The sequence below is a fragment of the Sulfitobacter sp. DSM 110093 genome (genome assembly GCF_022788715.1).
In the GTDB taxonomy this organism is placed as follows: domain Bacteria; phylum Pseudomonadota; class Alphaproteobacteria; order Rhodobacterales; family Rhodobacteraceae; genus Sulfitobacter.
The window spans coordinates 2,918,991-2,945,133 of the sequence record NZ_CP085167.1 but is presented as its reverse complement, the minus strand read 5'-3'; the positions used below and the strand labels follow the sequence as shown (position 1 = coordinate 2,945,133).

Genomic DNA, 26,143 nt, shown 5'->3' with positions numbered 1-26,143 from the left:
CGCTGGGCAGGCGTATCGCCTGAGATGCGGCAAGCCTAGACCTCCAATTTGCGGCCTTCGTCGGCAGAGCGATAGATTGCATGCTCAATCTCGATCACACGCAGATAATCGCGGGCCTCATTTTCTAGTGCGGTGCCGTTCAGCAGCGCCGATACAACATGTTCTTGCAGGGCTTTTGTGCAATCCCCGCCGAATCCCTCATGCTGGTCGGGGGGCGAAATTTCTTCAGCCTCTAGCGCGCCGAAAGGGCGGACCCAGATTGATCCGTCACCATAGAGCGTAAGCGCCCCTTCGGTTCCTTCAATCAACGCCTCGCCCATGGTGCGGCGGGTGTTATCGGCAGCGTGATCCAGACTGCGGTTGGCGTCAAAGAGGGCTCTTACTCCACCGGGATGGTCAAAAGTAACGTAACCCGCATCCTCGCCCGCAATCACCGGGTTCACGCGGCGCAGATCAGCGTAGACATGGCTTGGTTCGCCAAAGAGATACCGGAAAGTATCGACCCAATGAACGCCTGTCTCATGGATCAAGAAGCGCTCCATCTTTTGGAAATACGGCTGGCGGGCAAGATAGGCGTCTGGGCCCTGCCCATCACCCGGGCGTAACCGAAAGCTGGCCTGTAGCGTGGTGCCGATCCGTCCTGCCTGAAGAGCAGCTTTGATTTTGCGGTACCACGGCTGAAAGCGGAAGTTCTCATGCACGACAAGTGGCACGCCTGCCTCTTCCGCCAGTTGGGTGATTTCGCGGGCTTCTTGCAATGATGTGCAGAAGGGCTTTTGGCAAATGATCGCTTGCGGGCTTCGGGCGAGCGCCTTGCGAATGGCTTCTGCGTGCCCCACGGGGGGGAGGATGATGTCGACGATATCGGGGTTTGTTGCCAAAAGGGCGTCGATATTGTCAAAGGCTGGGGCGCCAAAGGCTTTTGCTTTTTCGGGCGAACGATCTGCGACCCCAACAAGGGTCACGCCCTCTATGCGTTGCCATCCGCTGATGTGGAACTGGCTGAAATAGCCAGCCCCCAGACAAGCGATCCGTAAAGTCATGTCATTCTTCCCTTTTCTTTCTCAGCGCGGCCTTTGGGTGTTGCTTAACCCATTGCGTCGGTTACGCCCAATCTTGTTAGCACCGCAGATTTCAGGTGCGTCTCGCGACCAAGTCCGGGCTGGGCAAAAGTGTAGAAACGCCCCTTTAGTCTGACGTGTGAGTTGACAACACATTTGTTAATGCATACGCAGATAAATGCAATAGGCACCGTATCCATTGGGAGGATGAGATGAAAACCAAATTTGCACTGGTCGCGCTTGCCGCGACGCTAAGCACCGGGCTGACCGCTTCGGCGCAGGCGCAAGAATACCCATTCCGCGATATTACCGACGTTGTCGTTTGGGGCGCGGGTGGCGGCACCGACAGCATCAACCGGATGATCATGGCCGAGATGGAGAAACATCTGCCGGTTTCGATCAACGTGACCAACCAGACAGGTGGCGTGGCTGGATCCAACGGTATGGTCTTTGTCCAGAACCAACCCGACGACGGCTATACACTTGCGGGCATCTCTGAATCCAATGTGACAGCTGCCGTTCAGGGCGGCTGGGATCAGAAGTTTGATTTTTGGTATCCCTTCATCATCGGTGGCTCGCCCGATCTGATCTCGGTCCCCGCAGACAGCCCTTATAGCACGCTACAAGAGCTTATGGATGCCGCGATGGCAGAGCCGGGTTCTATTCCCGCCGCCGCTTCGGGCGCAGGGTCGATCCACCACTTGAACCTGCTGGCCATCGAAAAAGGCGCGGAAGTATCGTTCAAGTTCATCCCCTATGAAGGCTCCGCTGCGGGCCAAGAAGCCGCGATGGCGGGTGAAGTGGAACTGGTCGTGACTTCCTTGGCCGAGCAGGCGCCCTTGATCGAAGGTGGCAAGCTGCGTCCGCTGGCAATGCTGACACCCGAAGAAGGCAAGCTGGGCGAGACCACAATCCCATCCGCATTTGACATGTATGACGGGCTAGAAGCCTATCTTCCGCTCAAGCAATCTATCGGTTTTGGCGTTGCGAACTCTGCATCCGACGACGTGAAGACCACGCTGACCGAGGCATTCGATAAGGCGATGGCGTCAGATACAGTGGCTGAGTGGGCAGCGGCGAACTACTACGATATCGGTGGCCAGTCCGGCGATGAAGCGCAGGCAATTTTCTCTAAGCTGGAAAGCACCTTTGCCTATACGCTGAAAGAACTCGGTTCGACCACTGTCGACCCGGAAAGCCTTGGCATTGAAAAGCCTTAACAATCACTGAAAACAAGATGGATCGGGGCGCGCATCTGCGCCCCGTTTCGCCGATTGAGGGGGAGCAAGATGGGTATCGAAAAACTGCAGGCAGAACTGGACAAAGATCTAGAGATGCTGCGTGCACGCGATTTCTGGGGCGCTCTTGCGCTGATCTGCTGTGCGGTTTTCTTTCTCTGGCGCACAAGTTTCATTCCCTTTCTGGGAGAGAACCGCGCCGGGGTGAGCGGGGCAGAGTGGTATAACTCCGCTGCAATCGTTCCTTTTGGCATCTGGTTTGCAATGCTCCTACTGGGATTGGTGTTGCTGCGCATCGCGATCAAGGCAGGGGGCGCAAAACGGGCATTTTCCGCCGTCGGCCTTGGCTGGGACCGCCAAGAGGCCATCCGCATCGGTTCAATCGCGGTCATCATGGGCATGTTCATTTTTGCTCTCGTTCCGCGTGTGGATTTCATCCTTGCCAGTGGTCTGGTGATTACTGCGCTGATTTACGGATTTCACGCGGGTCGGGTCGAGCGGATGCTGCAGTCGGCAGTTGCCGTGATTTTGCCCGGGATTTACGCACTCTTCATGCACTTTCCGCAGGCAGAGTGGAACAAAGCTCATGATGACGATTGGCTGGTGATGGCCGCATGGGTGCTACTGACCCTTTGGATGTTTGCACATGATCGCAGCCGCATCGCGCGGGCGACACCTTGGGTTGCGGTGCTGACCCCGCTGATACTTGTGACCGCCATGGCCTTTGGGTTTCGGCAGAACGTGCCAAACCGGGGCGGGCTGCTGTTTTCAAAAATTGAGTATCACTACTACGTCACTCTTCGTCCGCTTTGGAGAAACTGATGGAATTCTTCCTATCACAGTTGCAAGGTTTCGGTGGGGCTTTTGCTGCCCTCGTCACGGATCCGATTACCTATCCCTATATCATCATTTCGGTTTTTCTGGGCATTGTCTTTGGCGCGTTGCCGGGGCTGACGGCGACCTTGGCGGTCACGATCCTCACCGGCTTTTTTGGTAATAAAATTCCGCTCGATTATGCGCTGATTGCCCTGTTGGGCGCCTACGTGGGCGCAATCTACGGCGGGTCTTACCCTTCGATATTGCTGAACATTCCCGGCACGGCAGCCAGCGCGGCCACGGCGATGGACGGCCACCCACTCGCCAAACAGGGACGGGGGGCAGAGGCCTTGGGGCTGACCACCACGGGCAGCTTCATCGGCACACTCATCGGGACGGCTGCCCTGTTGGTCTTTGTCTGGGCGCTTTTGTTGATTTCGCAATCCATCGCCAGCCCTGAAAAGGCGCTGTTGGCGCTATTTGGGATTCTGCTGTCCGGTACACTGATGTCCGAAGACCTTGTGGTTAAAGGCTGGATCGCAGGGCTTGCGGGACTGGCGATGGCGATGGTCGGGCTTGACCCGTTGCTGAGCGAGCCGCGCTATACCTTTGGTTGGTCTTATCTGTTGTCAGGGTTTCAGGTCGTGCCGGTGCTGATGGGGGCCTTTGCGATCCCGCAGATCATTGATGGGCTGCGTCAGATTGATGCGGGCAAAGTCATCGCGCTCAAGGGACGTATCCTGCCCAACCTCGCAGCCATCCGGCGGCATATGCCCACCATTGCCCGCTCTGGCGTGATCGGCACGGGAGTGGGTGCGCTGCCGGGCGTGGGCGAGGACGTGGCCGGTTGGGTCAGCTACGGTGTTGGCAAATCAGCCAGCCACGATGGCAAGAACTTCGGCAAGGGATCAATCGAAGGGCTACTGTCGTCTGAGACGGCAAATAATGCCTGCATCGGCGGTGCGCTGATCCCGTTGCTGGTCTTGGGTATTCCCGGCTCTCCTCCCGCGGCAGCGTTGATGGGGGCGTTTAAGATCAACAACATCATCCCCGGGCCGACGATTGATCCCTCAATCATTTTGCGGGTCTGCGCGATCATGGTGCTGGCGTCGCTGACCATGTTCATCATGGGCCTGTTCACTGCGCGGGTTTTCATTCAGATCCTGCGCCTGCCGCAGACTGTTTTTCTGCCCGTCGTGCTGATCTTGACCACCATTGGCAGTTTTAGCGTGGGAGGCGGGATTAATGATCTCTACCTCATGCTGGGCGTGGGTGCGCTGGCTTACTTTATGAACCTGATGCGATATCCGATCGCACCGCTGGTCATCGGCGTTATTCTGGGTGGACTATTCGATGAAACCTTCCGCCGCTCTTTGCTGCTGAGCGATGGCGACCTGTCAGGCTTTTTCACCCGACCCACCGCCGCAGTCTTGCTGGCGCTGAACGTGGCGCTGATTGCCGGGCAGTTGCCGGTGGTTCGCCGTACATTCGCAAAATTGAGGACTAGATAATGTTTGCCATCTGCGTGACCTTTCGTATCGCAACAGGGCAGATGGAGGATTTCATGCCTCTGATGCTTGATAACGCCGATACCTCTAAAAAGCTTGAACCGGGCTGCCACCGCTTCGACGTGCTTACCGATGCGGATAAGCCTGATGAGGTGTTCCTCTATGAGCTTTACACGGATAGCGCGGCCTTTGATGCCCACTGCGACAGCGCCCATTTCAAAGCATTTAGCGCGGCCACGGCTGATATGGTGGTAGGCAAAGACGTAACGAGCTGGAGCACTGTAGCATCATGAGTGAATGGGAGGTTCATGCGGTCAAATACGCAGATCGCAACGCGCGGGTGAGAGGCGACAGCTTTGTTTTTGATGACCGGCACGACGTGGCCCACCCGATGGATTATTTCATCTGGGTTTTGCGCCAAGGAGAGCGGGTGATCCTCGTTGATACGGGCTATGATGCGGCTGAAGCCGACGCGCGCGGCCGCCCGATCCAGCTTGATCCGCGCAGTGCTTTGGCGCCCTTGGGCATCACACCCGAAGCAGTCGAGACCGTGATCGTGACTCACCTTCATTACGACCACGCAGGCGGCCTGCATCTTTTCCCCAATGCGCAATTGCATATCCAAGCAGCTGAGATGGCCTATGCCACGGGGCCTTGCATGTGCCATGATACGCTGCGGATGCCCTTTTCTTCGGGACATATCTGTGAAGCGGTCAAACGTCTCTACTCCGGCAAGGTGATCTTCCATGATGGCGATGCCGAGGTCGCAAAGGGGGTCACGGTCCACCGTATCGGGGGGCATAGCCGGGGGCTGCAAGCCGTGCGGGTGCTCACATCGGCGGGCTGGCTCGTGCTGGCCTCTGACGCTGCGCATTTTTATGAGAACTTCCAAAGCCGCAAACCCTTTCCCATCGTGGTCGATATGCAGGACATGCTGGAGGGTTTTACAACGATCGAGCGGCTCGCCAGCCGACCTGAATTGATTGTGCCCGGACATGATCCCTTGGTCATGTCATCCTTCCCAAGTGACAAGGCGGATCACATCGTGCGGTTGGACCGTGGTCCCAAGCCGTCCTCCACTTGATCTAGGCCCCCGAGGCTCCCTTCCCAAACCGAAAGCTCGACGATGACCCGCATTCAAACCAAGAACGGAACCCCCATCTCGCGATTGGGATTTGGCGCCATGCAATTTGGCCGTACGGCGGATGTGGGCAACGCCAAAGAGATGTTTGAGACCTGCGTCGCGGCGGGAATCAATCACTTCGATACGGCCTATAGCTATAATGGCGGCGCGTCTGAGAGCATGTTGGGGCAGATCTTGGGATCGAATGTCGATGATCTGATCATCGGTACGAAAGCCCCCAATGATCGGCCCGCCACTTCGGGCAACTTATACGCCGCCTTGGATGAAAGCCGCAAACGGCTGGGCGTGGATGGGGTGGATATCTATTACCTACACCGTTTTGACGCTGAAACACCTTTCGAAGAGACATTTGCCACCTTGGCCAAGATGCAGTCTCAAGGGCTGATACGCTACATCGGCGTGTCGAACTTTGCGGCTTGGCAGATCATGAAGGCGCAAGCGGTGTGTAAGGCGATCGGCACCCAGATTGATGTCTGCCAACCGATGTATAACCTTGTAAAACGACAGGTAGAGGTCGAAATTCTTCCGGCCTGCGCGGACCAAGACATTGCCGTTAGTCCTTTTTCGCCCTTGGGTGGGGGCTTGTTGACCGGGAAATACGTCAAAGGTGCCGAGGGGCGTTTGCAAGACGACAAGACCTATGCCGCACGCTATGGGCAGCCATGGATGCACGAGGTTGCGCGTGATTTGGCCACGCTATCGCAGCGTCTGGGTATTGCGGCCACCACCCTTGCCGTGGCGTGGGTTGCCCGGCACCCGGCGGTGACGTCAGCGCTTATTTCGGGCCGGAATGTTGACCAGTTGCAGCCTTCACTGGATGCGATGGGCTTGGACTTGTCCGGGGATAGCTACGCTGAAATTTCGCAACTAAGCCCGAAACCGACGCCCGCGACGGATCGGTCGGAGGAGACCTAAGCGCGATCGGTCGGTGAAACTAAAGCGCCTTCACCGCGCATAAATGTGAAACCTCGAAACGACCCCTTCATTGACATCATTCTGCGTTGCGGCAATGTTCCGGGGCATCCACGCCATCAACAAAGCCTCGCAGCTCACTTCGTTCGGCCAGTGCAGCAGCAACTTGTTCTGCGATCTTTACTTCTCGCGAACTGAAGGCCGAATTGCCGCGCAAGTAATTAATCGTACCCAGAACCGATCGGTCACGAACAATCGGAACATTCAACACAGCATTGAGTCCGAGCCCGAGAATGGTTTCGTAATCCGAAAATGCCCATCTGATGTCGGCGGCTCCAAAACCGAGGTTGATCTCTCGGTCGATCAACACCTTTTTGCCCCACTCCGTATCCCGCTTTGGCTTGCGACCGCTGACAGGATAGCTATCGGGCAGGGTGGAGCGAAGGCGTTCCACCTCCATCGTTGCGGCGTGGAAGCGCATCGCGGTGAACAACTCATTGTCGAGAGCTTTACCGCAGAGGTCAAAAGCCTCCTCCAGCGGGGTGTTCTGATCGGCAATGCGTTTGCAAATGTCCGTTGTCATGGTTTCGCTCCGATCTTGGCCGTGCCCGCGCGCCGCGGGTCGGCGACGGCGTCCACGCCAGACCCGCCGCGCAGGGCGATACAGATCCCGCCCGCCATCCAGGTTCGGGCGGGCCATTCTTCAAGGTCATGTCCGCGTGCGCGTAATTCCTTGGCCTGCTCCAGTGGCAGATCGGCTTCGTACAGCACCTTGTTGGGATGGACGTCATGTGGCGCGAAGCTGCCGGGATAGGCATAGGAAGCCACGCGGGGCGCCTCGACCGCCACGTGCGCGGGCTGCCCGAGGTCCAGCATGCCTAGCAACACCTGCGCCATAGCTTGGATCTGGACATCACCGCCGGGCGTGCCCATGGCGAGCCAAGGTTTGCCATCCTTCAGCCCCAGAATAGGGTTCGGTGTGAGCCGCGGCCGCTTGCCCGGAGCGAGCGCATTTAGGTGACCGGGGATCGCACGGCTCTGCGACCCGCGCGAGGAAACCGACAGCCCGGTGCCGGGGATCACCACAGTGTCGTAGCTTGGATCGCTCGGGGTGGCGGAGAAGATGTTGCCGGCGCCGTCGATGACGCTGACGTGGGATGTATCGGCGCAGCCCACCTCGAACACCGGGCGTTCGCCCGAAGCCGCAAGAGCCGGGGCCGCGGGGGCGGGGAGCGGATCGGAGTTCTCCTGAATGCTGCGCAGCCGGTCCGCGATGAAGGCGGGGTCCAGCAGTGCCTCGGGGGCGATCTGCATGTAGCGGGGGTCGGTGACATGCGCTTCGCGGTCGGCGAACACGCGCTTCAGCACTTCGAGCAGGAAATGCAGGTTAATCTTCTCTCCGTCGCGGGTGGCGTCAGGGCCAGCCTGCTCAAGCATGACAAGCGTCTGCGCCATTGAGATGCCCTGGCACCACGCACCGCAGCAGTGGATTTGCGTGCCCCGGAATTCCACGGCGAAGGTCGGCTCCTCGCGGACCTCGTAGGAGGCGAGGTCCTCGGCCCGCAGTAGGCCGCCGTTCTCGGCGTGAAAGGCAACGATCTTTTGCGCGATCGGGCCAGTGTAGAAAGCCGCGCGGGCGGCGGCCAGGCCTTCGCGCCGATCACCTCCTTCGGCACGGGCGGCGCTTTCGGCGTCGATCAGCAGTTGCAGGGTGTTCGCAAGGTCGGTCTGGACGAAAAGCTCTCCGACCTTCGACGGGCGGCCATCGGGCAGGAAGATCGCCGCAGTGGACGGAAAGCGCGCGTATTTCTCCTTCCGCGAGGCGATAAAATCGGCCAGCAGGGGATAGACCTCGAAACCGTCGCGCGCGGCCTGCACGGCCTCTTGGGCGACATCGCCGAAACCGAGGGTGCCGTGGGTCGCCAGAACCTTGATCCAGCTTGCCGGAGCGGCGGGGACGACGGTGCGCAGCAGGCCCTCGGGCACGTGGTCACCGTGATCGCGCTGCATCTGCACCACGTCAGCGGCCTGCGGCCAGACCCCAACACCGTCGTAGCTGGTTACATGCTCGCGCGCCGCGTCATAAAGGATCACCGGTGCGACCCCAGCAAAGGACACCAGATCGGGCTGCACAACGGCCAGCGCTATCCCGGCGGCCACCCCGGCATCCACGGCGTTGCCGCCTGCGCGCAGCACCCGCTCCGCGGCCCCGGTCGCGATGGGATGTCCGGTGGCCACTGCCCATTCTTCGCTCATCTCCACCCTCTCAACGCTGCAATGTATTCCTATGACAATTATTAACTACGTAGTTGACAAGTGCAATACCCCTCGTTCTATGATAGTTGTATGGAAAGCTCTTCAGATAGACTATCCCTCGAGACCTTGGTCGCTGCATGGGAAGACACGGCCCCCGATGGCAAGGGCCGACCCAAGTACCTGCGTCTGAGCGAGGCGTTCACCCGGTGTATTCAGGATGGCACCTTCGCGCCCGGCGGCCAGCTTCCCGGCGAGACCGAGATTGCCGCCGCGCTGCCCATCGGCCTTTCCACGGTGCAAAAGGGCCTGTCGCGGTTGGTTGAGCAGGGGCTGATCGTGCGCCACCGCAAGCGCGGCAGCTTCATCGCGGATGCGCGCCATCAGGTGCCCGAGGTTCATGTCTACCGCTTCCGCGACCCCGAGACCGGCGACTGGAAGATGCCCTATACCCGGGTGGTCGATATCCAGTGCCTGCCCACCGCTGAATCCGGGCCGCTGCTCATCGGCTTCGAGGCCGAGCAGGTGATCCGCATCGACCGGCTGGTCTGGGTCACCGGATCGCAACCTGCCTTCGGCACCATGTACCTGCGCTGCGACCACGCTGAGGCACTGCTGTCGCGCCCCTTGGAGGAGCTGCACGGTATTTCCTACCACCGCATGCTCTGGGAGCAGTTCCAGATCCGCACCGCCAAGGTCCGCCACGAGGCGCGCGCCGATCTGCTGTCGCGACAGGCGTGCCAGTATCTCGACCTTGCCGCGCCTCATGTGGGGATGATCTGGGACGCTCATGAACATGACGCTCAAGACAGGCTGCAACTGATCCAACGCTTCGAATTGCCCCGGGGCCACCGCCCAATGGAACTGGTGGAAAGCAAACCGGGCTTCTGACGACCAAAAAAACAAACAACCCAATCAACAGTGGAGAGACCATGAAACGTATTCTGACGACCACCGCCGCTACCGCCCTGCTGGCCGCCGGGCCCGCGCTGGCCGAATGGAACCCTGACGGCCCGATCCGCCTGTGGATCGGCTATGGAGCCGGCGGCGGGACCGACGTGCAGGGCCGGACCCTTGCGAAGGAGATCGAGGCCAAGCGTGGCTGGCAGGTGATCCCCGAAAACAAAGCGGGTGACGACGGCACCGTGATGTCGGCGCAGCTCAAGGGAGAGGCACCCGACGGTCAGACCTTGGGCTTTGCGATCACCACGACCTATGATTTCGCGCCGATGAACAGCGATAACCTGTCGCCCGAGGATTTCACCTATATCACCACAACCGCAGGCTCGCAGATGGCCGTGCTGGCGCGCGCCGAAAGTGGCTGGAAGACGCTCGACGATCTCAAAGCCGCTGCCGCCAATGAACCCATCGTCTGGGCCAACTGGGGCACGCAGGTCGAGGCCGGAGCCGAAATCGTTGCCCGCGCGCTCGGGATCGACGTGAACCACCTGCGCATGAAGGGTGGTCGAGGCACGCTCAATGCGCTGGTGTCGATGGACGCCAACGTCGCCTGGGGTGGCGGTGTGCAGAAACCGCTGGTTGAGGCGGGCGAACTTGTGATCCTCTCCTCCGCCGAGACCGGTCCGGTGGCTCTTGCTCCAGAAATGCCGACGCTGATGGATCAGGGCATCGACCTGAACCTCGGCTACCAGTATATCATTACCGGCCCCGCGGGCATGCCTGACGAGATCCGCGACGAGATCGGCAGCGTAATCGCCGAGATCCTCGCCGACCCCGAGAGCGAGACACGCCAGTTCATCGAAAAGCAGTACCCACCTGCACCGATCGTGACGCAGGGCGCGGAGCTGCGCGAGCAGATCCTCTCGACCTATGAGGCCAACGTTTCAATGATGAAGGCACTGGCCGAATGACGCGAGGTCCCGTGGACACCGATGAAGGCGCCCCCTCTGGGGGGCGCTGGAACCTCTGGCTGGGCGGGGGCACGCTGGCGCTTGTCGCGCTCTGCCTTCTGGTTTGGTTCCCGCGGGACATCAGCAGCGGATTCCTGAAAAAGAGCCTGACCGGCAATACCATTCCCGGTGACGCCTTCTTTCCCACGCTGCTGGTTCTGCTGATGGTGCCGCTGGCGCTCTTGCTGATTGCGGGAGAGTTGCGGTCCAAAGGTCGCGAGGCGGGAGAGCCTGTTGGGCGGCTCGGCCTCGACAACGTCCTGTTTCTTGCCCGCGCCGGTCTCGTCACCGCCGCATCGCTGGCGCTGATGACATGGGGCGGGCCGCTGGTGGTCTGGGCCAGCAACGCCGCGGGCCTCACGGATTTTTCCGGCTACCGAGCGGCCTCGGGGCGGTTTCCCTACAACGTGGCTGGGTTCTTCCTCGGCGGTACGGCGCTAAGCGCCAGCTATATTTACATCACCCGCCGCAGTCTGCGGACGCGCGACATCGTGGTCGCCATGCTCTCGACGGCCTTTTTGATCCTGCTGTTTGCCGGGTTGCTCGACAACATTCAACTGCCGCCGAACGCCGACCTCTGAAGGACACCCCTTGGACCTATTGCTGCAATATCTCGTGCTCGGAATCACTTCCGTCTTCACAGCCGCCGATGGCGGCCTGTGGCTCTTGCCTATGGGCATGGTACTGACCGGGGTCGTCATCGGGATACTCGTTGGCGCCACCCCGGGGCTCTCGGGGCCCTTTGCCATGGCCATCGCCCTACCGGTGCTGGTCTCGATCTTCGGCTACGGGAACGAGGCGCTCTATCCGGTGCTGGGCTGTCTTCTGGGGATCATGAAGGGCGCAACTGTAGGCGGCGCGGTGCCAGCGATCCTGTTCAACACCCCCGGCACGCCCGATGCCTTCCTGACCACGGTGGACGGCTATCCGCTGGCGCAAAAAGGACAAGGGCGCCGGGCAATCCAGACGGCGCATTTCGCCTCCGTCGTTGGGGACAACTTTTCCGACCTCGTGCTTTTTATCGCCGCCCCTGTCCTGGCGGTGGCAGTTGAGCGGGTGCTGGACCTGCCCGAGAAATCCGCCCTCATCATCCTATCGCTCTGCTTCATGGCGGCCGTGGTCGGCAAGGCCCCCCTGAAAGGCTTGATCGGCGGCCTTCTGGGGATGTTCGTTTCACTCGTGGGGACAACGATGTCGGGCGACGGGCCGCGCATGACGCTTGGCATCCCCGAGCTGGGCGGCGGTCTGCCGCTGACCTCCTGCGTACTGGGCGTGCTGGTACTGTCCGAAGTACTGATTGCGGTCGAAGACATGTGCCGCGATAGGGCGGCGGCTAAGGGGCCGGTCTCCGCTCCCGAAATGGGGCCGCGGCTGAGCTGGGGCGAGCGTTGGCGGATGATGCCGGCGATCTTGCGCGGCGCCGGAATCGGCACGATGATCGGCGCGCTGCCGGGGATCGGCACCACCACCGCTGCGACCCTGTCGCATGACACCGCACGGCGCCGCTCGAAATCGCCCGACTCCTTCGGCAAAGGCGCGATCGAGGGCGTGGTGGCGACGGAATCGGCTAACTCGGCCGTTTCCGGCGCAAACCTCATTCCGGTAATGAGCCTTGGCATTCCTGGCAATTTCGCCGCTGTCTTCATCATCCTTGCGGTGGAGACCATCGGCGATTTCGCCTTCGGGCCGCAGGTTTTCCGCTTCACCCCGATCAAGGAGATCGAGGGGTTCGACACGATCATGAACCGCGACTTGGTCATGGCCTTCGGCCTCTTTACGATGATGGTGATCGCCAACCTCTGCAACTGGAGCGTCGGCAGTTTCCTGATGGGCCAGTTGGGCCGTCTTATTCGGATTCCGAAGGACGTGATGTTACCGGTGATCCTGACCGTCTCGCTCACCGCGGCCTATGTGCAGGACGGCGGCTATGTTGGCCTGCTGAGCGCCTGTGTCTTTGCCGTGATCGGCTACGTGCTGCGGCGCCTGGAAATCTCGATCCTGCCCTTTGTCATCGGTTTCTTGCTGGCGCCGGCGCTCGAGGGGCTGATCCGCGGCAGTTTCACCGCCTCGGGCGGCGATCCCTGGTTTCTACTGAAATCGCCCATCGCGCTTGTGATGTTGTCACTGTCAATTTGGTTGCTGGTGCGGATGTTCCGCCAAAGCCGCACGGTGAGCTAACTTTCATAGGCAGTGCTCTCTGCTCTTACGAGGTAATAGAAAGTGAGACTGAAAAGACTTAAGCTGGGCTAGCAACTGTATTTCTCAAGCGCTCTGAGTGCGCCATTTCTGATCTGCTTTCACGAGCGCATTGACGATTGTGACGAGTTTTCGCGCAACGGCTGTGATGATAACCTTGTGTGATTTTCCGGCGTTGCGCAGTCGATCGGCGAAGATTCTGAGGACTGGGTTGTGATGGCTGGCAACGAGGGCAGCTTGGAACATGACATGCCGAAGCAGTCGTCGACCACCGGCAATTGCACGCTTGCCGCGCATCGCGCCGCTGTCGTGGGCAATGGGGGCAAGGCCCGTGAGCGCTGCGGCCTGCTCGCCTGAGATTTGGCCGAGTTCGGGCATCTCGGCGATCAACATGGTGCTGGCGACAGGGCCAATGCCAGGAACGGAGCGCAAGATGTTGGCGGTTTTGGCAAGCGTTTCATCCGCCGCAATGGCCTGTTCGATCTGAGCCTCAAGGTCTGCTATTTGGTGGTCGAGAAGGGTTTTCAACTCATCATCCATACTCGCAAATATGTCAGACGACCCCAACTTCCCATGCGCCTTGACCTGCGCCAGAAGTCGCTTCCGCGTTTCCACGAGCTGACCGCGTTTTGATACCAAGGCTCTGAGAACGCGTATCTTTTCGTGCGGCAGGTTGCGCCCGGCATCAGGTCTGAAGACCATGAACCGCGCGATAAGCTCCGCGTCGATCCGGTCCGTCTTGGCGCGTGTGCCACGGCTGGCGGCGAAGGCTTTGATCTGAGCGGGTGGCAATTGCCGTGTCGCGATTGCTGCGGCATCCAGAGCAGACCACAAGCGCCATTCTTGCCCACCAGTCGCCTCAAAGCACACAAGCGCGTTGAGTGAAGCCGCCAGGTCGGCAATCTGCGCGTGGCCTTCCTCAGTGTTGGGCAGGCGCTGTCGCTGTCCGCCTGGCAGGCAGTGAATATCCAGCCAATCGCGGCTGACATCTGTGCCGATGATCGCAGAGTGTGTTAACTTATCCATGTTCTCTTCCTTCTGGTCCGTGGTCCTGATTGGCCACATTCAACTGTTCGAGATGATGAAGAGAGACGGCGCTGGCTCGCTAGCAAACGTGGTCAAACCCACAAGGCTCAGACGCCATACACCGCCCCGTCAGCGACCTCGGCCAAGGCGGCTGACGGGGGCAACATAGCAAAACTGAGATACAGAAGGCTCAGGACCCGTTGATTTCAGATTGGTTGCGTGGTTCACGGCTCCGAAAACGGCGTGGTGACATGTCTGATCTCTTCTGGCTGAGCGACGCACAGATGGCGCGTCTGGAACCCTATTTCCCGAAATCCCACGGTAAGCCGCGCGTCTACGACCAGCGCGTTCTTAGTGGAATTATCTTCATAAACCGCAATGGATTACGGTGGCATGATGCGCCGAAAGAGTATGGTCCAAACAAGACTCTATACAACCGTTGGAAGCGGTGGAGCGACAAGGGCATCTTTACGCAGATGATGGCTGGCCTGGCAGCTCAGCACGGCGAGAAGAATACAGTGATGATCGATGCGACCTATCTGAAAGCCCATCACACCGCGTCCAGCCTGAGCGCAAAAAAGGGGGGGCGTGGCCGCCTGATCGGTCGCACCAAGGGCGGCATGAATACGAAGCTGCATGCTATCTGCGACAGTCAGGGGCGCCCGATTAACTTCTTTGTCTCAGCCGGACAAGTCAGCGATTACAGCGGGGCGAAGGCGCTGCTCAGCAGCCTGCCGGACGTCGACTGGTTGCTCGGAGATCGCGGCTATGATGCAGATTGGTTCAGGGAAGCGTTGGAAGACAAAGGGATACGCTCCTGCATCCCCGGGCGAAAACAACGTAAGATCCCCGTCAAATATGACAAGCGCCGCTACAAACGCCGCAACCGCATTGAGATCATGTTCGGCAGGCTAAAGGACTGGCGTCGTGTCGCAATCAGATATGATAGATGCCCGAGGGTATTCGGCTCGGCCATAGCTCTCGCCGCAATCGGCATGTTCTGGCGATGAAACGAAAACGAGTCCTGACCCTTCTGTATCTCAGTTTTGCTATGTTGCCCCCGTCAGCCGCCTTGGCCGAGGTCGCTGACGGGGCGGTGTATGGCGTCTGAGCCTTGTGGGTTTGACCACGTTTGCTAGCGAGCCAGCGCCGTCTCTCTTCATCATCTCGAACAGTTGAATGTGGCCAATCAGGACCACGGACCAGAAGGAAGAGAACATGGATAAGTTAACACACTCTGCGATCATCGGCACAGATGTCAGCCGCGATTGGCTGGATATTCACTGCCTGCCAGGCGGACAGCGACAGCGCCTGCCCAACACTGAGGAAGGCCACGCGCAGATTGCCGACCTGGCGGCTTCACTCAACGCGCTTGTGTGCTTTGAGGCGACTGGTGGGCAAGAATGGCGCTTGTGGTCTGCTCTGGATGCCGCAGCAATCGCGACACGGCAATTGCCACCCGCTCAGATCAAAGCCTTCGCCGCCAGCCGTGGCACACGCGCCAAGACGGACCGGATCGACGCGGAGCTTATCGCGCGGTTCATGGTCTTCAGACCTGATGCCGGGCGCAACCTGCCGCACGAAAAGATACGCGTTCTCAGAGCCTTGGTATCAAAACGCGGTCAGCTCGTGGAAACGCGGAAGCGACTTCTGGCGCAGGTCAAGGCGCATGGGAAGTTGGGGTCGTCTGACATATTTGCGAGTATGGATGATGAGTTGAAAACCCTTCTCGACCACCAAATAGCAGACCTTGAGGCTCAGATCGAACAGGCCATTGCGGCGGATGAAACGCTTGCCAAAACCGCCAACATCTTGCGCTCCGTTCCTGGCATTGGCCCTGTCGCCAGCACCATGTTGATCGCCGAGATGCCCGAACTCGGCCAAATCTCAGGCGAGCAGGCCGCAGCGCTCACGGGCCTTGCCCCCATTGCCCACGACAGCGGCGCGATGCGCGGCAAGCGTGCAATTGCCGGTGGTCGACGACTGCTTCGGCATGTCATGTTCCAAGCTGCCCTCGTTGCCAGCCATCACAACCCAGTCCTCAGAATCTTCGCCGATCGACTGCGCAACGCCGGAAAATCACACAAGGTTATCATCACAGCCGTTGCGCGAAAACTCGTCACAATCGTCAATGCGCTCGTGAAAGCAGATCAGAAATGGCGCACTCAGAGCGCTTGAGAAATACAGTTGCTAGGGCGCCAGTCTACTGGACGGAGAATAGCGCGTCACCTCTCGACAGTCGGGCATCAAAGCACATATCGAATAGGGACAGCTACATAGGCCCGTTTGTTTTGCCCGACCGCATTTCACCCCTGATCCTTTTCCGTAACCAGACCTTCCGCTCTTTGTGGATCGCCGCGCTGGCGTCGAACTTTGGCGGGCTGGTGCAGGCGGTTGGGGCCGCGTGGCTTATGACCTCACTGTCGGATTCGCAGAATATGGTGGCGCTGGTGCAGGGCTCGGTGGCGCTGCCAATCATGATCTTCTCGTTATTGGCGGGCGTCTTCGCCGACAATTTCGACCGCCGCCGGGTCATGTTAATCGCGCAGAGCTTTATGTTCGGCGTCTCGATCCTGCTGACCTTCATGGCGTTTGAGGGCTGGCTCACGCCTTGGCTACTTTTGGCTTTTACCTTTTCCATCGGCTGCGGCACGGCGCTGCATAACCCGTCATGGCAGGCCACCATGGGTGATATTGTCAGCCGAGAGGAACTGCCCTCGGCAGTGTCGCTGAACTCCATGGGGTTCAACCTGATGCGCAGTATCGGGCCAGCCGCGGGTGGGGCAATTGTTGCGCTTGCGGGGGCGGCGGCGGCCTTTGCCGTCAATGCGCTGAGCTATGTGGCGATCATTCTTGCCTTGCTTCGGTGGAAAGCGCCGCTGCGCGATACGCATTTGCCGCGTGAGCCGATGGGCAGCGCCTTCTCCGCCGGGCTGCGCTATGTGGCCATGTCACCCAATCTGATGCGGGTCATTTTGCGCGGTTTTTGGTTCGGGCTGTCGGCTATCGCGCTGCTGGCGCTTTTGCCGGTCGTGGTGCGCGAGACATTGCAGGCAACGGCTTTTGTCTATGGTATTATGCTGGGTTGTTTCGGCATGGGGGCGGTGTTTGGCGCGTTGGCGAACGCGGGGCTGCGGGCGCGGTTTCGGAACGAGATGATTGCGCGTGGCGGTTTTGTTGGCTTTGCCCTTAGCTGTGCCGTGCTGGCGGTAAGCGCGCAGCCCGTCCTGTCGGGTGCTGCGCTGATGCTCGCTGGCGCGTGCTGGGTGTTGTCGCTGTCGATGTTTAACGTGACGATCCAGCTTTCAACGCCGCGATGGGTTGTGGGCCGGGTAATCGCGCTTTATCAGACCGGCACCTTCGGGGGCATGGCGGCAGGCAGTCTGATCTGGGGGATCGTCGCCGACCGGGGCGGGCCGGAAACCGCGCTCGCCGGGGCCAGTGTGATGCTGCTGATTGGTGCGCTGATCGGTCTGCGGCTGCCGCTGCCCGAGTTTAGCGGGCTCGACCTTGATCCGCTCAACCGCTTCAAAGAGCCCGACACGCGGTTTGATCTTAGCTATCGCAGCGGGCCGGTGATGGTCATGGTTGATTATGAGATCGCGCAGGCGGATGTGCCGGAGTTTCTAACTGCGATGAGCCTCCGGCGTCGGGTACGCATCCGCGATGGTGCGCAGCAATGGGCGCTATTGCGTGATCTGCACCGACCAGAGCATTGGAGCGAAAGTTACCATGTGCCCACGTGGGGTGAATACGTCCGTCACAACGAGCGGCGGACCAATGCGGATGCAGAGCTATCGGATCAGATCAGGCGGCTACATCGAGGGGACACCCCGCCCGAAGTGCACCGTATGATCGAGCGCCAAACCGTGCCACTGCGCGACGACATGCAGCAAAAAGAGACGTAAGCGGCGCGGTATTGCAGGGGCCGTGTTTCCGCGGTTCTTGACCCGCAGCAGCTTTGGAGTTGGGCCGGGGGTGGAGCCGCCGATGGTGCCTGTATCCGGCCCACGATCACTACATTCCTAAAGCGGAAGCGTCCCTTGCCTACCTGCGGCGGTTCTAGTGTTGCATCGACGGTGAAATTCGACGGTGATTTTCGGCGGGGCAAAGGCGCTGGTGTTTAAATCGCGCTCCGCTTGAACCGTTAAACACCCCCCATAGACAACAGCTGTGCGTCGCTCCATTGGCGGGGGGATTGCCCATACATGCGTTTGAATTCCCGACTGAATTGCGAGGCGCTGACATAGCCCACGTCCAGCGCCGCTTCGCTGACGGTGGTCCCAGCGGCGATCTTCATGGCCGCATTGTTCAGGCGCATGGATTTGACGAACTGAATGGGGGACATCGTCGTAACCTGTTTGAATTTACGGTGGAATACCGCACGGCTCATCCCGGCACGCAGGGCCATTTCGTCGATAGAGATTGGCGCGTCCAGATGGGCCGTGACATGTGAAATGGCGCGGGCGATGGCATTGCCCGCTCCGAATGCCCGCCGCGCAAAGATGCCTGCGTCACCTTTCAGAATGGCATAGTAAAGCTCGCGGCGCCGCGCATCACCAAGCACGGCGCGATCGGTCTCGCTTTCGTCCAGAGTAAGCAACCGCAGCAGCGCATCCGAGAATGCATCATCCCATTGCGCCAACCTGATTCCCTGCGCCCGCAGATCGCCGGGGGCAGGGGGGATGTGGTCCCCGGCATTCTCCATCTCTAGCGCCAGTTCGGCCATCACCCACGGGTCAAGGGCGATGTAAACGCCGTGAAGCGGCGTCTTAGAAGAGGCGGTGGGCGTGCCCGCCTTGACCGGCATCGACATGGGGCAGCACATATAGCGGCTGTCATCATAGACATAGCGTTTGCCGTCTAGCACGGCCTCTTTTGCGCCGCTGACGATGGCGATGACAGAGGGTTCATAAACCGCCGGAGCGCAGGGAATGGCGCTGGTCGCGCGAAACAGATGCACACCTTTAATGCCTGTCTCGGTCAGCCCATCGCGGAGGCTGCGCCGTTCTATAATCTGTTTGATCTGTGATTTTGTCATACCGCCCATCTAACGAACCAAGGTTGACCAAATCAATGGCGTTGAGAGGATCGGGCAAGTAAACGCGACGATCTGGCCTGTTTGCCTGTAGGGGTGAGATTTATCTGCAAGGTCAACGGGGCGCGATGCCTCTTCAACAGTAAGGAGCGAGACCATGGCAGACAAGACTTTCGGAGCAAACGGCTGGACACCTGAGCGCATCGGCTCGTTGGTGGGGAAAACCTATGTCATCACCGGGGCCAACGCTGGGGCAGGATTTCAGGCCGCGCGGACCTTGCTAAGCAAAGGCGCGAAGGTCGTGATGCTGAACCGCAGTGCAGAGCGGTCGGCAGAGGCTGTGGCAAAGCTGAAAGACGAATACGGCACCTCGGCGCAGGTCAGCTTTGTTCGGATGGATCTGGCCGATCTGGACACGGTGCGCAGCGCTGCGGCGGAGGTTCTGAGCGATGTTCCCCGGATCGACGCGCTGATCTGCAACGCCGCCATCGCGCAGGTGCCAAGCCGCCAGTTGACCAATGCGGGGCATGAAAGCCAGTTGGGCACCAATCACTACGGCCACTTGCTGCTCTGCGGGCTGTTGTTCGACCGGATCGAAGAGACGGCGGGCCGGATCGTGGTGGTGGCGAGCCTTGGCTACAAGATGGGCCTGCGCACCATCCAGTTCGACGACATGAACTGGGACAAGAACTACCGCGCCAACCCAGCCTATAGTCAGAGCAAGCTGGCGCAGATGATGTTTGCCTATGAATTGCAGGACCGCGTCGCGCGGGCGGGAAAGAACGTTGAGGTCTATGTCTGTCACCCCGGTGCCTCGGCCACCTCTTTGATCAGCACCAGCGGTGGCCTGATGACGCGGTTCACGTGGTGGCTCATGTCGAAACTGCCGATCGTTCAAACAGCAGAGCGGGGCGCCTATCCAGAGGTCATGTGCGCCACCGAAGACGGGCTGGAACAGCGCGCTCTTTATGGCCCCACAGGCCGGATGGAGATGGTCGGCCCGGTCGGGCGCGGATCGCTGGAGCCCTATGCCTATGACAAAGCCACGATGGTCAAACTCTGGCAGCGGTCCGAGGAAGAGACCGGTTTTCACTGGGCCGTGTGAGGTGGGGCGGGGCATGCCACTGCCCCGCCAAACCCTGCGAAATCAGGCGCACTAGGATCTGGTGCAGAGTGTCGTTTCGTATGTCAATTGCACAATAAAGTTGCAGTTTATCAGCCGTCAGTGGACAATTCTTGCCAAATGAGATCATTCGGTTAGTCTCTGATCTCGGGTCGTCCAACCAAAAGCGTATTTTAAAGTAAGCAAACGGGCGATCACTCTGGGAGGAGGAAACATGACTGACACTAAAAAGTTCAACCGACGTTCGTTCCTGACGAAGTCCGCACTTGCTGGGGGGGCCGCTACCGGGAGCATGCTGGCCGCACCGGCGGTGTTGGCCCAAGCGCCGATCGTCATCAAGATGCAGACGTCGTGGAACGACGCCAACATCTGGCAAGACTTTGCTCGCGATTACGCGACACGGGTGGAGGAGATGTCGGGAGGGCGTCTCAAGGTCGACGTGCTGCCTGCCGGCGCGGTCGTGGCGGCGTTTCAGGTGCTTGATGCCGTGAACGACGGTCTGATCGACGCGGCGCATTCGGTGCCCGTCTATTGGTACGGCAAGAACAAAGCCGCATCGCTCTTTGGCACCGGGCCGGTCTTTGGCGGTTCTGCCACCACCATGCTGTCGTGGTTCTACCAAGGTGGCGGTCAGGAGCTTTATAACGAGCTGACCCAAGATATCATGGGCCTCGACGTTGTAGGCTACATGGGCTTCCCGATGTTTGCGCAGCCCTTTGGCTGGTTCAAGGATGAGGTGAACTCCGTCGACGATCTGCAGGGCTTCAAGTACCGCACCGTGGGTCTGGCCGCCGATCTGATGGCCAAGCTGGGCATGTCGGTCGCACAATTGCCGGGCGGGGAAATCGTGCCTGCGATGGAGCGTGGCGTGATCGACGCCTTTGAGTTCAACAACCCGTCGTCGGACAAAGACTTTGGCGCGCAGGACGTGGCCAAGAACTACTACCTGTCGTCCTATCACCAAGCGTCTGAGAGCTTTGAGTTCCTGTTCTCCAAGATGTTCCTCGAAGACCTCGACCCAGATCTTCAGGCGATCCTGAAATATGCCGTCGAGGCGGTCTCGACCGCGAACACAGCCAAGGCGATGGACCGCTATTCGGCGGACCTTCAGTTCTTGCAGAACGAGGCTGGCGTGACCGTGCGGCGCACGTCCAAAGATATCTTGGATGCGCAGCTTAAGGCATGGGATGAACTGATCCCCGAGTTGGAATCCGATCCCTTCATGAAAAAGACCCTCGACAGCCAGCGCGAATGGGTCGACCGCGTGGCCTATTACGAGTTGATGAACTCGCCGGATTACGGTCTTGCTTACGAGCATTACTTCCCCGGCAAGATCAAACTCTGATCCCGCAATCCCATAACATCACCGCGAACTCCGGCGCATCAGCGCGCCGGGGTTCGTGCGAGATACCGAGGGCATCATGATATCTTTCATTCGGTTCGCCGATAACCTTTCTGCATGGTTCGGCAAGGCTTTCGCTTGGCTCATTTTGCTGATGTCCATCGGCACGGGCTACGAAGTTTTTGTGCGCTATGTGCTGAACAATCCCACCGCTTGGGCGCTGGACGTGTCCTTCATCATGTATGGCACGCTCTTTATGATGGGTGGGGCTTATACCCTGTCGCGCGGGGGGCATGTGCGGGGGGATTTCCTCTATCGGCTGTTCCAGGCGCGCACCCAAGGCATGATCGACCTCGTGCTCTATATCATCTTCTTTTTCCCCGGGGTCACAGCGCTGATCCTCGCGGGGTGGAAATACGCCGCTCGGTCTTGGTCATATGGCGAAGTGTCGGTCAACAGCCCGGCGGGTGTGCCGATCTATCAATTCAAGGCGATCATCGTGGCGGCGGGGATCCTGCTGTTCATCCAAGGCATTGCGCAGGTTTGCCGCTGTATCATCGCCATACGTTCCAACTACTGGCTCGAAGCCGAGGAAGACGTCTTTGAGACAGAAGACCTCATGATGCGCGAAGCCAACAAGGCCGAGAAAGGCCATCTCACATGACCGATCCGCAAATCGCCCTGATGATGCTTGGGCTGTTCATTGTCTTTGTTTTCCTGGGCTTTCCGATTGCTTTCACGCTGATGGCGATGGGCATTGGCTTTGGCTACTACGCCTATTTCGACGCGCGCCGTATGTGGCGCAGCTTTGACCGGCTGGATGAGGGGGCCGGCCAGTGGGAGCAATGGACCACGTGGTTCGAGGGGTTATTCAACAACCGAATATTTGACCTTTTCGTGAACCAGACTTTCACGGTCATGTCGAACGAAGTGCTGACCGCCGTGCCGCTGTTCCTCTTCATGGGCTATATCGTGGAGCGGTCGAACATCGTTAACCGTCTGTTCACCACGCTCAACATCGCGTCGAAAAATATCCCCGGTTCAATGGGCGTGGCCGCGCTGATCACCTGCGCGCTTTTCGCCACCGCCACTGGGATCGTTGGCGCGGTTGTGACGCTGATGGGGCTGCTGGCGCTGCCCGCGATGCTGAAAGCGCGCTATGATCCGTCTTTCGCGGCAGGCATCATCTGTGCGGGCGGCACGTTGGGCATTCTGATCCCGCCCTCGATCATGCTGATCGTCTATGCGGCGGCGACGAACGTCTCTATCGTGCGGCTTTACGCGGCGGCGCTTCTGCCGGGGCTGACGTTGGTCGGGCTTTATCTGGTCTACATCATCGGGCGGTCGTTGTTGCAGCCGTCTTCGGCCCCACGTCCCACAGCGGATGAGGTGCCGGACATGCCGATGGGCAGGCTCTTGTTGATGATCGCCACCTCCTTCCTGCCGCTCGCGTTTTTGATCTTCGCGGTGCTGGGGTCGATCCTCTTTGGTTTGGCAACACCGACCGAGGCGGCGTCGATTGGGGCGCTGGGCGGCATCTTCCTCGCCTTCATCTACCGGGCGATGACATGGCAGCGGATGCGCGAGAGCGTCTACCTCACGGTGCGCACTACGGCGATGGTTTGCTGGCTTTTCGTTGGCTCCTACACCTTCTCGGCGGTGTTCTCTTACCTTGGGGGAGAGCATGTGATTTCCGAGTTCGTACAGTCGCTGAACCTCTCGCCGATCATGTTCCTGATCCTTGCGCAGCTCATCATCTTCCTGCTGGGCTGGCCGCTGGAATGGTCCGAGATCATCATCATCTTCGTGCCGATCTTCTTGCCCCTGCTGGCGGTGTTCGAGATTGATCCGCTGTTCTTTGGCATCCTTGTGGCGCTGAACCTGCAGACCAGTTTCTTAACGCCACCGATGGCCATGTCGGCCTATTACCTCAAGGGGATCGCCCCGCCCGAGTTGCGTCTCACGCAGATTTTCGCGGGCGTGATGCCGTTCCTCTTCTGCGTGATCCTGTCGATGGTGCTGATGTATGTCTTCCCGCAGATCGTCTTCTACCTTCCGGAGGTGTTCTATGGGCGCTGAGGCAAAGATGACCGCCGCAGCAGCGCTCGGCGTGGTCGAGCTGCGGGACCGTTTGGCAAGCGGCGCATTGGACGCGCTGGCGCTGGTGGAAAGCTACATCGCGCGGATCGAAGCGCGCGAGGAGGTCGTGGGCGCTTGGGCGTGGTTCGATCCCGAGTTCGCCCGCGCACAGGCTCGCACGCTCGACAGTTATCGTCGGGCGGGCCGACCGCTTGGGCGGTTGCACGGGCTGCCGGTGGGGCTGAAAGACGTGATCGACACCCGCAGCATTCCCACGGAAAACGGCGCGGCCCAAGACAAGGGGCGCGTGCCGCTGCGCGATGCTTTCATCGTGGAGCGGCTCAAGGCCGAGGGCGCGATCATCATGGGCAAGACGGTCACGACCGAACTGGCCTTCATGCATCCGGGCAAAACTACCAATCCGCATAATCCGGGGCACAGCCCCGGCGGCTCGTCCCAAGGTTCGGCGGCGGCTGTGGCGGATGGAATGGTGCCGCTGGCCATCGGCACGCAGACGGGCGGCTCGGTGATCCGGCCTGCGTCTTTTTGCGGGGTGACGGGGTATAAACCCACCTTCGGTGCGATCCCACGGCGCGGGGTGCTGACGCAGTCACCCTCGCTCGACACCATCGGTGTCTTTGCCAGTGATCCCGCCGGTGCGGCGCTGCTGGCCGAGGTGCTATTCGGCCATGATCCCGAAGACAGCGCCACCGAACTTGCCCCCAAGCCCGCGCTTTTGGCGCAGACCACCACCGCGCCGCCGATCCCGCCGGTCTTTGGTTTTGTTCGCCCGCCGGGGTGGGAGGATGCCGACCCGCAGCTTCACGCGGCTTTCGAAGAATTGGTCGCAGCGCTCGGTGATCAGGCGTTCGAACTGCCCCTGCCGTCGGTCTTCGACGGGGCGGCAGAGGCGCGCAAACGCATCAACTTTGCCGAGATGGCCTATCACTATTACCCCTATCTGCGCGATGGGGCCGACCTGCTGTCACCCTCGACCCGCGAGGCGATGGAGACGGGCAACAAGGTGCTGGCCCGCGATTACCAATCGGCCCGCGACCTGCCCAAAGTGCTGACCGCTGCGCTGGAAGAATTGCTGACTCGCTGCGACGTGCTTTTGTGCCCCTCCGCCACCGGCCCCGCACCGCGCGGGTTGGAGACGACCGGCGATCCGATTTTCAACGGTCTGTGGACGCTCTGCGGTAGCCCCTGTGTGAACGTGCCTTTGATGACATCGGAAGACGGGTTGCCGATGGGCGTGCAACTGGTCGGCGGTCACGGCCAAGACGGACGCCTAATGCGCAGCGCCCAGTGGCTTTTCGACTGGGCCGATGGCGCAACCCAATGAGGATTATACCATGAACCGTTTACTTGCCCTTTTCGCCTTTGCCGCGATTGCGGTCTTTTTGCTGATCCTTGCTGTTGAGGTGCCCAGCATCGATCTGATCATCATCGTCGCGGTCACGCTGGCCTTCGTAGCCTATGATTTCTTTACCTCCAGCAAAAAGAACCGGGACTGACCGATGAGTAGACCTGTCATCTGGATTACCCGCAGGCTTTCGGACGCCACGCTTGAACGGGCGCGGCGTAATTATGAGGTGATCTGGGATCCCGCCGACGAACCCGGCAGTGCCGAAGATATCATCGCGATGAGCACGCGGGTCGATGGTATGATCCCCTGTCACTCCGAGCATTTCAGCGCCGATGTGGTGGCCCAGCTTGACCCTCGGCTCAAGATCATCGCCAACCACTCCGTCGGGGTAGATCACTGCGACCTGCCCAGCCTCAAGGGGCGGGGAATTGTCGTGACGAACACGCCCGGTGTTCTGTCGGATGCCACGGCGGAATTGGCGCTAATGCTGATGCTGGGTGCCGCGCGTCTTGCGGTGGCGGGTGATCGGCTGGTGCGCAGCGGGCAGTGGCAGTCGTGGTCGCCTGCGATGCTGGTGGGCAAACAGGTCTCTGGTGCGCGGCTGGGGATTATCGGAATGGGCGGCGTGGGGCGGGCCTTTGCCCGCAAGGCGCGGGGGTTGGATATGGAGATCCACTACCACAACCGCCGTCGTCTAACCGCCGAACAAGAGGCGGGCGCGACTTATCACGCCGATTTGGACGCGCTGCTGGCGGTGTCGGATTTCTTGTCACTGCATTGCCCGGCCACGCCGGAAACCACCGGTTTCATGAACGCCGCGCGTTTGGCGCAGATGCCCCAGGGCTGTGTGATCGTGAATACTGCGCGGGGCAATCTGGTGGATGAGACAGCGTTGCTTGATGCGCTGTCCTCGGGCCATGTGGGGGCGGCGGGGTTGGATTGCTTTGTCACCGAACCGGGCGGCAATCCGGCATTTGCGGGCCATGACAACGTGATAATGATGCCGCATGTGGGCAGTGCCACCGTGGCGACGCGCGATGCGATGGGGTTCAAGGCGCTTGATAACCTCGACCATTTCTTTCGAGGTGAGACGCCGCCAGACCAATTGTAGATGCGGTGGTAGGCCGC

25 protein-coding genes are annotated in these 26,143 nt (G+C 60.0%); 20 read left to right on the top strand and 5 right to left on the bottom strand.

What is annotated here, in order from left to right; all coding sequences use genetic code 11:
- Nucleotides 1-35: 35 nt before the first annotated feature.
- Nucleotides 36-1,043, bottom strand: coding sequence for a Gfo/Idh/MocA family oxidoreductase (locus DSM110093_RS14360; RefSeq protein ID WP_243265727.1), 1,008 nt, complete (start codon nt 1,041-1,043; stop codon nt 36-38).
- A 230-nt stretch (nt 1,044-1,273) separates the two neighbouring features.
- Here DSM110093_RS14360 and DSM110093_RS14355 point away from each other — a divergent pair, with 230 nt between their 5' ends.
- The 6 genes from DSM110093_RS14355 (at nt 1,274) to DSM110093_RS14330 (ending at nt 6,682) form a co-directional block, all read left to right on the top strand.
- Nucleotides 1,274-2,281 carry a tripartite tricarboxylate transporter substrate binding protein gene (locus DSM110093_RS14355; protein ID WP_243265726.1) on the top strand — a complete coding sequence of 336 codons (1,008 nt, stop codon included), beginning with the start codon at nt 1,274-1,276 and terminating at the stop codon, nt 2,279-2,281.
- 69 nt (nt 2,282-2,350) lie between these two features.
- The gene (locus DSM110093_RS14350; RefSeq protein WP_243265725.1) at nt 2,351-3,121 is read left to right on the top strand and encodes a hypothetical protein; all 771 of its coding nucleotides are present in this window, start codon (nt 2,351-2,353) and stop codon (nt 3,119-3,121) included.
- Nucleotides 3,121-4,626, top strand: a complete 1,506-nt coding sequence (locus DSM110093_RS14345; protein ID WP_243265724.1) for a tripartite tricarboxylate transporter permease — start codon at nt 3,121-3,123, stop codon at nt 4,624-4,626. Before DSM110093_RS14350 ends, DSM110093_RS14345 begins: the two co-directional genes overlap by 1 nt.
- Nucleotides 4,626-4,916: a putative quinol monooxygenase gene (locus DSM110093_RS14340; RefSeq protein ID WP_243265723.1), complete on the top strand. Its 291-nt coding sequence runs from the start codon at nt 4,626-4,628 to the stop codon at nt 4,914-4,916. Before DSM110093_RS14345 ends, DSM110093_RS14340 begins: the two co-directional genes overlap by 1 nt.
- Complete coding sequence (locus DSM110093_RS14335; RefSeq protein ID WP_243265722.1) at nt 4,913-5,707, top strand: N-acyl homoserine lactonase family protein; 795 nt, start codon at nt 4,913-4,915, stop codon at nt 5,705-5,707. The genes DSM110093_RS14340 and DSM110093_RS14335 overlap by 4 nt, the downstream gene beginning before the upstream one ends.
- 42 nt (nt 5,708-5,749) lie before the next feature.
- A complete protein-coding gene (locus DSM110093_RS14330; protein ID WP_243265721.1) occupies nt 5,750-6,682 on the top strand; it encodes an aldo/keto reductase in 933 nt (310 codons plus the stop codon).
- A gap of 76 nt (nt 6,683-6,758) precedes the next feature.
- Here the strand turns inward: DSM110093_RS14330 and DSM110093_RS14325 are convergent, their stop codons facing one another.
- Both DSM110093_RS14325 and DSM110093_RS14320 read right to left on the bottom strand, forming a co-directional pair.
- Nucleotides 6,759-7,262, bottom strand: a complete 504-nt coding sequence (locus tag DSM110093_RS14325; RefSeq protein WP_243265720.1) for a GAF domain-containing protein — start codon at nt 7,260-7,262, stop codon at nt 6,759-6,761.
- Nucleotides 7,259-8,935 carry a gamma-glutamyltransferase gene (locus DSM110093_RS14320; RefSeq protein WP_243265719.1) on the bottom strand — a complete coding sequence of 559 codons (1,677 nt, stop codon included), beginning with the start codon at nt 8,933-8,935 and terminating at the stop codon, nt 7,259-7,261. Before DSM110093_RS14320 ends, DSM110093_RS14325 begins: the two co-directional genes overlap by 4 nt.
- Nucleotides 8,936-9,025: 90 nt before the next feature.
- On the opposite strand from DSM110093_RS14320, the gene DSM110093_RS14315 reads away from it, so the two are divergent.
- The 4 genes from DSM110093_RS14315 to DSM110093_RS14300 are packed head-to-tail and all read left to right on the top strand — an operon-like array spanning nt 9,026 to nt 13,020.
- The gene (locus DSM110093_RS14315) at nt 9,026-9,823 is read left to right on the top strand and encodes a GntR family transcriptional regulator (protein WP_243265718.1); all 798 of its coding nucleotides are present in this window, start codon (nt 9,026-9,028) and stop codon (nt 9,821-9,823) included.
- A gap of 41 nt (nt 9,824-9,864) precedes the next feature.
- The gene (locus DSM110093_RS14310) at nt 9,865-10,803 is read left to right on the top strand and encodes a tripartite tricarboxylate transporter substrate binding protein (RefSeq protein WP_243265717.1); all 939 of its coding nucleotides are present in this window, start codon (nt 9,865-9,867) and stop codon (nt 10,801-10,803) included.
- Nucleotides 10,800-11,423: a hypothetical protein gene (locus tag DSM110093_RS14305; RefSeq protein ID WP_243265716.1), complete on the top strand. Its 624-nt coding sequence runs from the start codon at nt 10,800-10,802 to the stop codon at nt 11,421-11,423. The genes DSM110093_RS14310 and DSM110093_RS14305 overlap by 4 nt, the downstream gene beginning before the upstream one ends.
- A 10-nt stretch (nt 11,424-11,433) precedes the next feature.
- Nucleotides 11,434-13,020 carry a tripartite tricarboxylate transporter permease gene (locus tag DSM110093_RS14300; protein WP_243265715.1) on the top strand — a complete coding sequence of 529 codons (1,587 nt, stop codon included), beginning with the start codon at nt 11,434-11,436 and terminating at the stop codon, nt 13,018-13,020.
- An 84-nt stretch (nt 13,021-13,104) separates the two neighbouring features.
- Here DSM110093_RS14300 and DSM110093_RS14295 read toward each other — a convergent pair whose 3' ends face one another.
- Nucleotides 13,105-14,064, bottom strand: coding sequence for an IS110 family transposase (locus tag DSM110093_RS14295; protein WP_243265498.1), 960 nt, complete (start codon nt 14,062-14,064; stop codon nt 13,105-13,107).
- 251 nt (nt 14,065-14,315) lie between these two features.
- Here DSM110093_RS14295 and DSM110093_RS14290 point away from each other — a divergent pair, with 251 nt between their 5' ends.
- The 3 genes from DSM110093_RS14290 (at nt 14,316) to DSM110093_RS14280 (ending at nt 17,972) form a co-directional block, all read left to right on the top strand.
- The gene (locus DSM110093_RS14290; protein ID WP_243265714.1) at nt 14,316-15,074 is read left to right on the top strand and encodes an IS5 family transposase; all 759 of its coding nucleotides are present in this window, start codon (nt 14,316-14,318) and stop codon (nt 15,072-15,074) included.
- Between the two features lie 208 nt (nt 15,075-15,282).
- Entirely contained in the window at nt 15,283-16,242 is a 960-nt protein-coding gene (locus tag DSM110093_RS14285) for an IS110 family transposase (protein ID WP_243265498.1), read from the top strand.
- Between the two features lie 113 nt (nt 16,243-16,355).
- The gene (locus tag DSM110093_RS14280) at nt 16,356-17,972 is read left to right on the top strand and encodes an MFS transporter (RefSeq protein ID WP_243265713.1); all 1,617 of its coding nucleotides are present in this window, start codon (nt 16,356-16,358) and stop codon (nt 17,970-17,972) included.
- 239 nt (nt 17,973-18,211) lie between these two features.
- On the opposite strand, the gene DSM110093_RS14275 is transcribed toward DSM110093_RS14280, so the two are convergent.
- Nucleotides 18,212-19,105, bottom strand: a complete 894-nt coding sequence (locus DSM110093_RS14275; RefSeq protein WP_243265712.1) for an AraC family transcriptional regulator — start codon at nt 19,103-19,105, stop codon at nt 18,212-18,214.
- Nucleotides 19,106-19,259: 154 nt separating this feature from the next.
- On the opposite strand from DSM110093_RS14275, the gene DSM110093_RS14270 reads away from it, so the two are divergent.
- From DSM110093_RS14270 to DSM110093_RS14240, 7 genes are all read left to right on the top strand, one after another.
- Nucleotides 19,260-20,207, top strand: a complete 948-nt coding sequence (locus tag DSM110093_RS14270; protein ID WP_243265711.1) for an SDR family oxidoreductase — start codon at nt 19,260-19,262, stop codon at nt 20,205-20,207.
- Between the two features lie 232 nt (nt 20,208-20,439).
- Nucleotides 20,440-21,570 (top strand): TRAP transporter substrate-binding protein, encoded by a 1,131-nt coding sequence (locus DSM110093_RS14265; RefSeq protein ID WP_243265710.1) that lies wholly within the window; start codon nt 20,440-20,442, stop codon nt 21,568-21,570.
- A 76-nt stretch (nt 21,571-21,646) separates the two neighbouring features.
- Entirely contained in the window at nt 21,647-22,231 is a 585-nt protein-coding gene (locus tag DSM110093_RS14260; RefSeq protein ID WP_243265709.1) for a TRAP transporter small permease subunit, read from the top strand.
- Nucleotides 22,228-23,646, top strand: coding sequence for a TRAP transporter large permease subunit (locus DSM110093_RS14255; RefSeq protein WP_243265708.1), 1,419 nt, complete (start codon nt 22,228-22,230; stop codon nt 23,644-23,646). The genes DSM110093_RS14260 and DSM110093_RS14255 overlap by 4 nt, the downstream gene beginning before the upstream one ends.
- The gene (locus tag DSM110093_RS14250; protein WP_243265707.1) at nt 23,636-24,991 is read left to right on the top strand and encodes an amidase; all 1,356 of its coding nucleotides are present in this window, start codon (nt 23,636-23,638) and stop codon (nt 24,989-24,991) included. The genes DSM110093_RS14255 and DSM110093_RS14250 overlap by 11 nt, the downstream gene beginning before the upstream one ends.
- A 10-nt stretch (nt 24,992-25,001) precedes the next feature.
- Nucleotides 25,002-25,163 (top strand): hypothetical protein, encoded by a 162-nt coding sequence (locus DSM110093_RS14245; RefSeq protein WP_243265706.1) that lies wholly within the window; start codon nt 25,002-25,004, stop codon nt 25,161-25,163.
- 3 nt (nt 25,164-25,166) lie between these two features.
- Entirely contained in the window at nt 25,167-26,126 is a 960-nt protein-coding gene (locus DSM110093_RS14240) for a D-glycerate dehydrogenase (protein ID WP_243265705.1), read from the top strand.
- The last annotated feature ends 17 nt before the right edge of the window (nt 26,127-26,143 follow it).

Bases quoted from the DNA above. Each gene is read 5' to 3' on its own strand.
- DSM110093_RS14360 (WP_243265727.1), bottom strand. From the start codon at position 1,043: ATGACTTTACGGATCGCTTGTCTGGGGGCTGGCTATTTCAGCCAGTTC.
- DSM110093_RS14355 (WP_243265726.1), top strand. From the start codon at position 1,274: ATGAAAACCAAATTTGCACTGGTCGCGCTTGCCGCGACGCTAAGCACC.
- DSM110093_RS14350 (WP_243265725.1), top strand. From the start codon at position 2,351: ATGGGTATCGAAAAACTGCAGGCAGAACTGGACAAAGATCTAGAGATG.
- DSM110093_RS14345 (WP_243265724.1), top strand. From the start codon at position 3,121: ATGGAATTCTTCCTATCACAGTTGCAAGGTTTCGGTGGGGCTTTTGCT.
- DSM110093_RS14340 (WP_243265723.1), top strand. From the start codon at position 4,626: ATGTTTGCCATCTGCGTGACCTTTCGTATCGCAACAGGGCAGATGGAG.
- DSM110093_RS14335 (WP_243265722.1), top strand. From the start codon at position 4,913: ATGAGTGAATGGGAGGTTCATGCGGTCAAATACGCAGATCGCAACGCG.
- DSM110093_RS14330 (WP_243265721.1), top strand. From the start codon at position 5,750: ATGACCCGCATTCAAACCAAGAACGGAACCCCCATCTCGCGATTGGGA.
- DSM110093_RS14325 (WP_243265720.1), bottom strand. From the start codon at position 7,262: ATGACAACGGACATTTGCAAACGCATTGCCGATCAGAACACCCCGCTG.
- DSM110093_RS14320 (WP_243265719.1), bottom strand. From the start codon at position 8,935: ATGAGCGAAGAATGGGCAGTGGCCACCGGACATCCCATCGCGACCGGG.
- DSM110093_RS14315 (WP_243265718.1), top strand. From the start codon at position 9,026: ATGGAAAGCTCTTCAGATAGACTATCCCTCGAGACCTTGGTCGCTGCA.
- DSM110093_RS14310 (WP_243265717.1), top strand. From the start codon at position 9,865: ATGAAACGTATTCTGACGACCACCGCCGCTACCGCCCTGCTGGCCGCC.
- DSM110093_RS14305 (WP_243265716.1), top strand. From the start codon at position 10,800: ATGACGCGAGGTCCCGTGGACACCGATGAAGGCGCCCCCTCTGGGGGG.
- DSM110093_RS14295 (WP_243265498.1), bottom strand. From the start codon at position 14,064: ATGGATAAGTTAACACACTCTGCGATCATCGGCACAGATGTCAGCCGC.
- DSM110093_RS14290 (WP_243265714.1), top strand. From the start codon at position 14,316: ATGTCTGATCTCTTCTGGCTGAGCGACGCACAGATGGCGCGTCTGGAA.
- DSM110093_RS14285 (WP_243265498.1), top strand. From the start codon at position 15,283: ATGGATAAGTTAACACACTCTGCGATCATCGGCACAGATGTCAGCCGC.
- DSM110093_RS14275 (WP_243265712.1), bottom strand. From the start codon at position 19,105: ATGACAAAATCACAGATCAAACAGATTATAGAACGGCGCAGCCTCCGC.
- DSM110093_RS14270 (WP_243265711.1), top strand. From the start codon at position 19,260: ATGGCAGACAAGACTTTCGGAGCAAACGGCTGGACACCTGAGCGCATC.
- DSM110093_RS14265 (WP_243265710.1), top strand. From the start codon at position 20,440: ATGACTGACACTAAAAAGTTCAACCGACGTTCGTTCCTGACGAAGTCC.
- DSM110093_RS14260 (WP_243265709.1), top strand. From the start codon at position 21,647: ATGATATCTTTCATTCGGTTCGCCGATAACCTTTCTGCATGGTTCGGC.
- DSM110093_RS14255 (WP_243265708.1), top strand. From the start codon at position 22,228: ATGACCGATCCGCAAATCGCCCTGATGATGCTTGGGCTGTTCATTGTC.
- DSM110093_RS14250 (WP_243265707.1), top strand. From the start codon at position 23,636: ATGGGCGCTGAGGCAAAGATGACCGCCGCAGCAGCGCTCGGCGTGGTC.
- DSM110093_RS14245 (WP_243265706.1), top strand. From the start codon at position 25,002: ATGAACCGTTTACTTGCCCTTTTCGCCTTTGCCGCGATTGCGGTCTTT.
- DSM110093_RS14240 (WP_243265705.1), top strand. From the start codon at position 25,167: ATGAGTAGACCTGTCATCTGGATTACCCGCAGGCTTTCGGACGCCACG.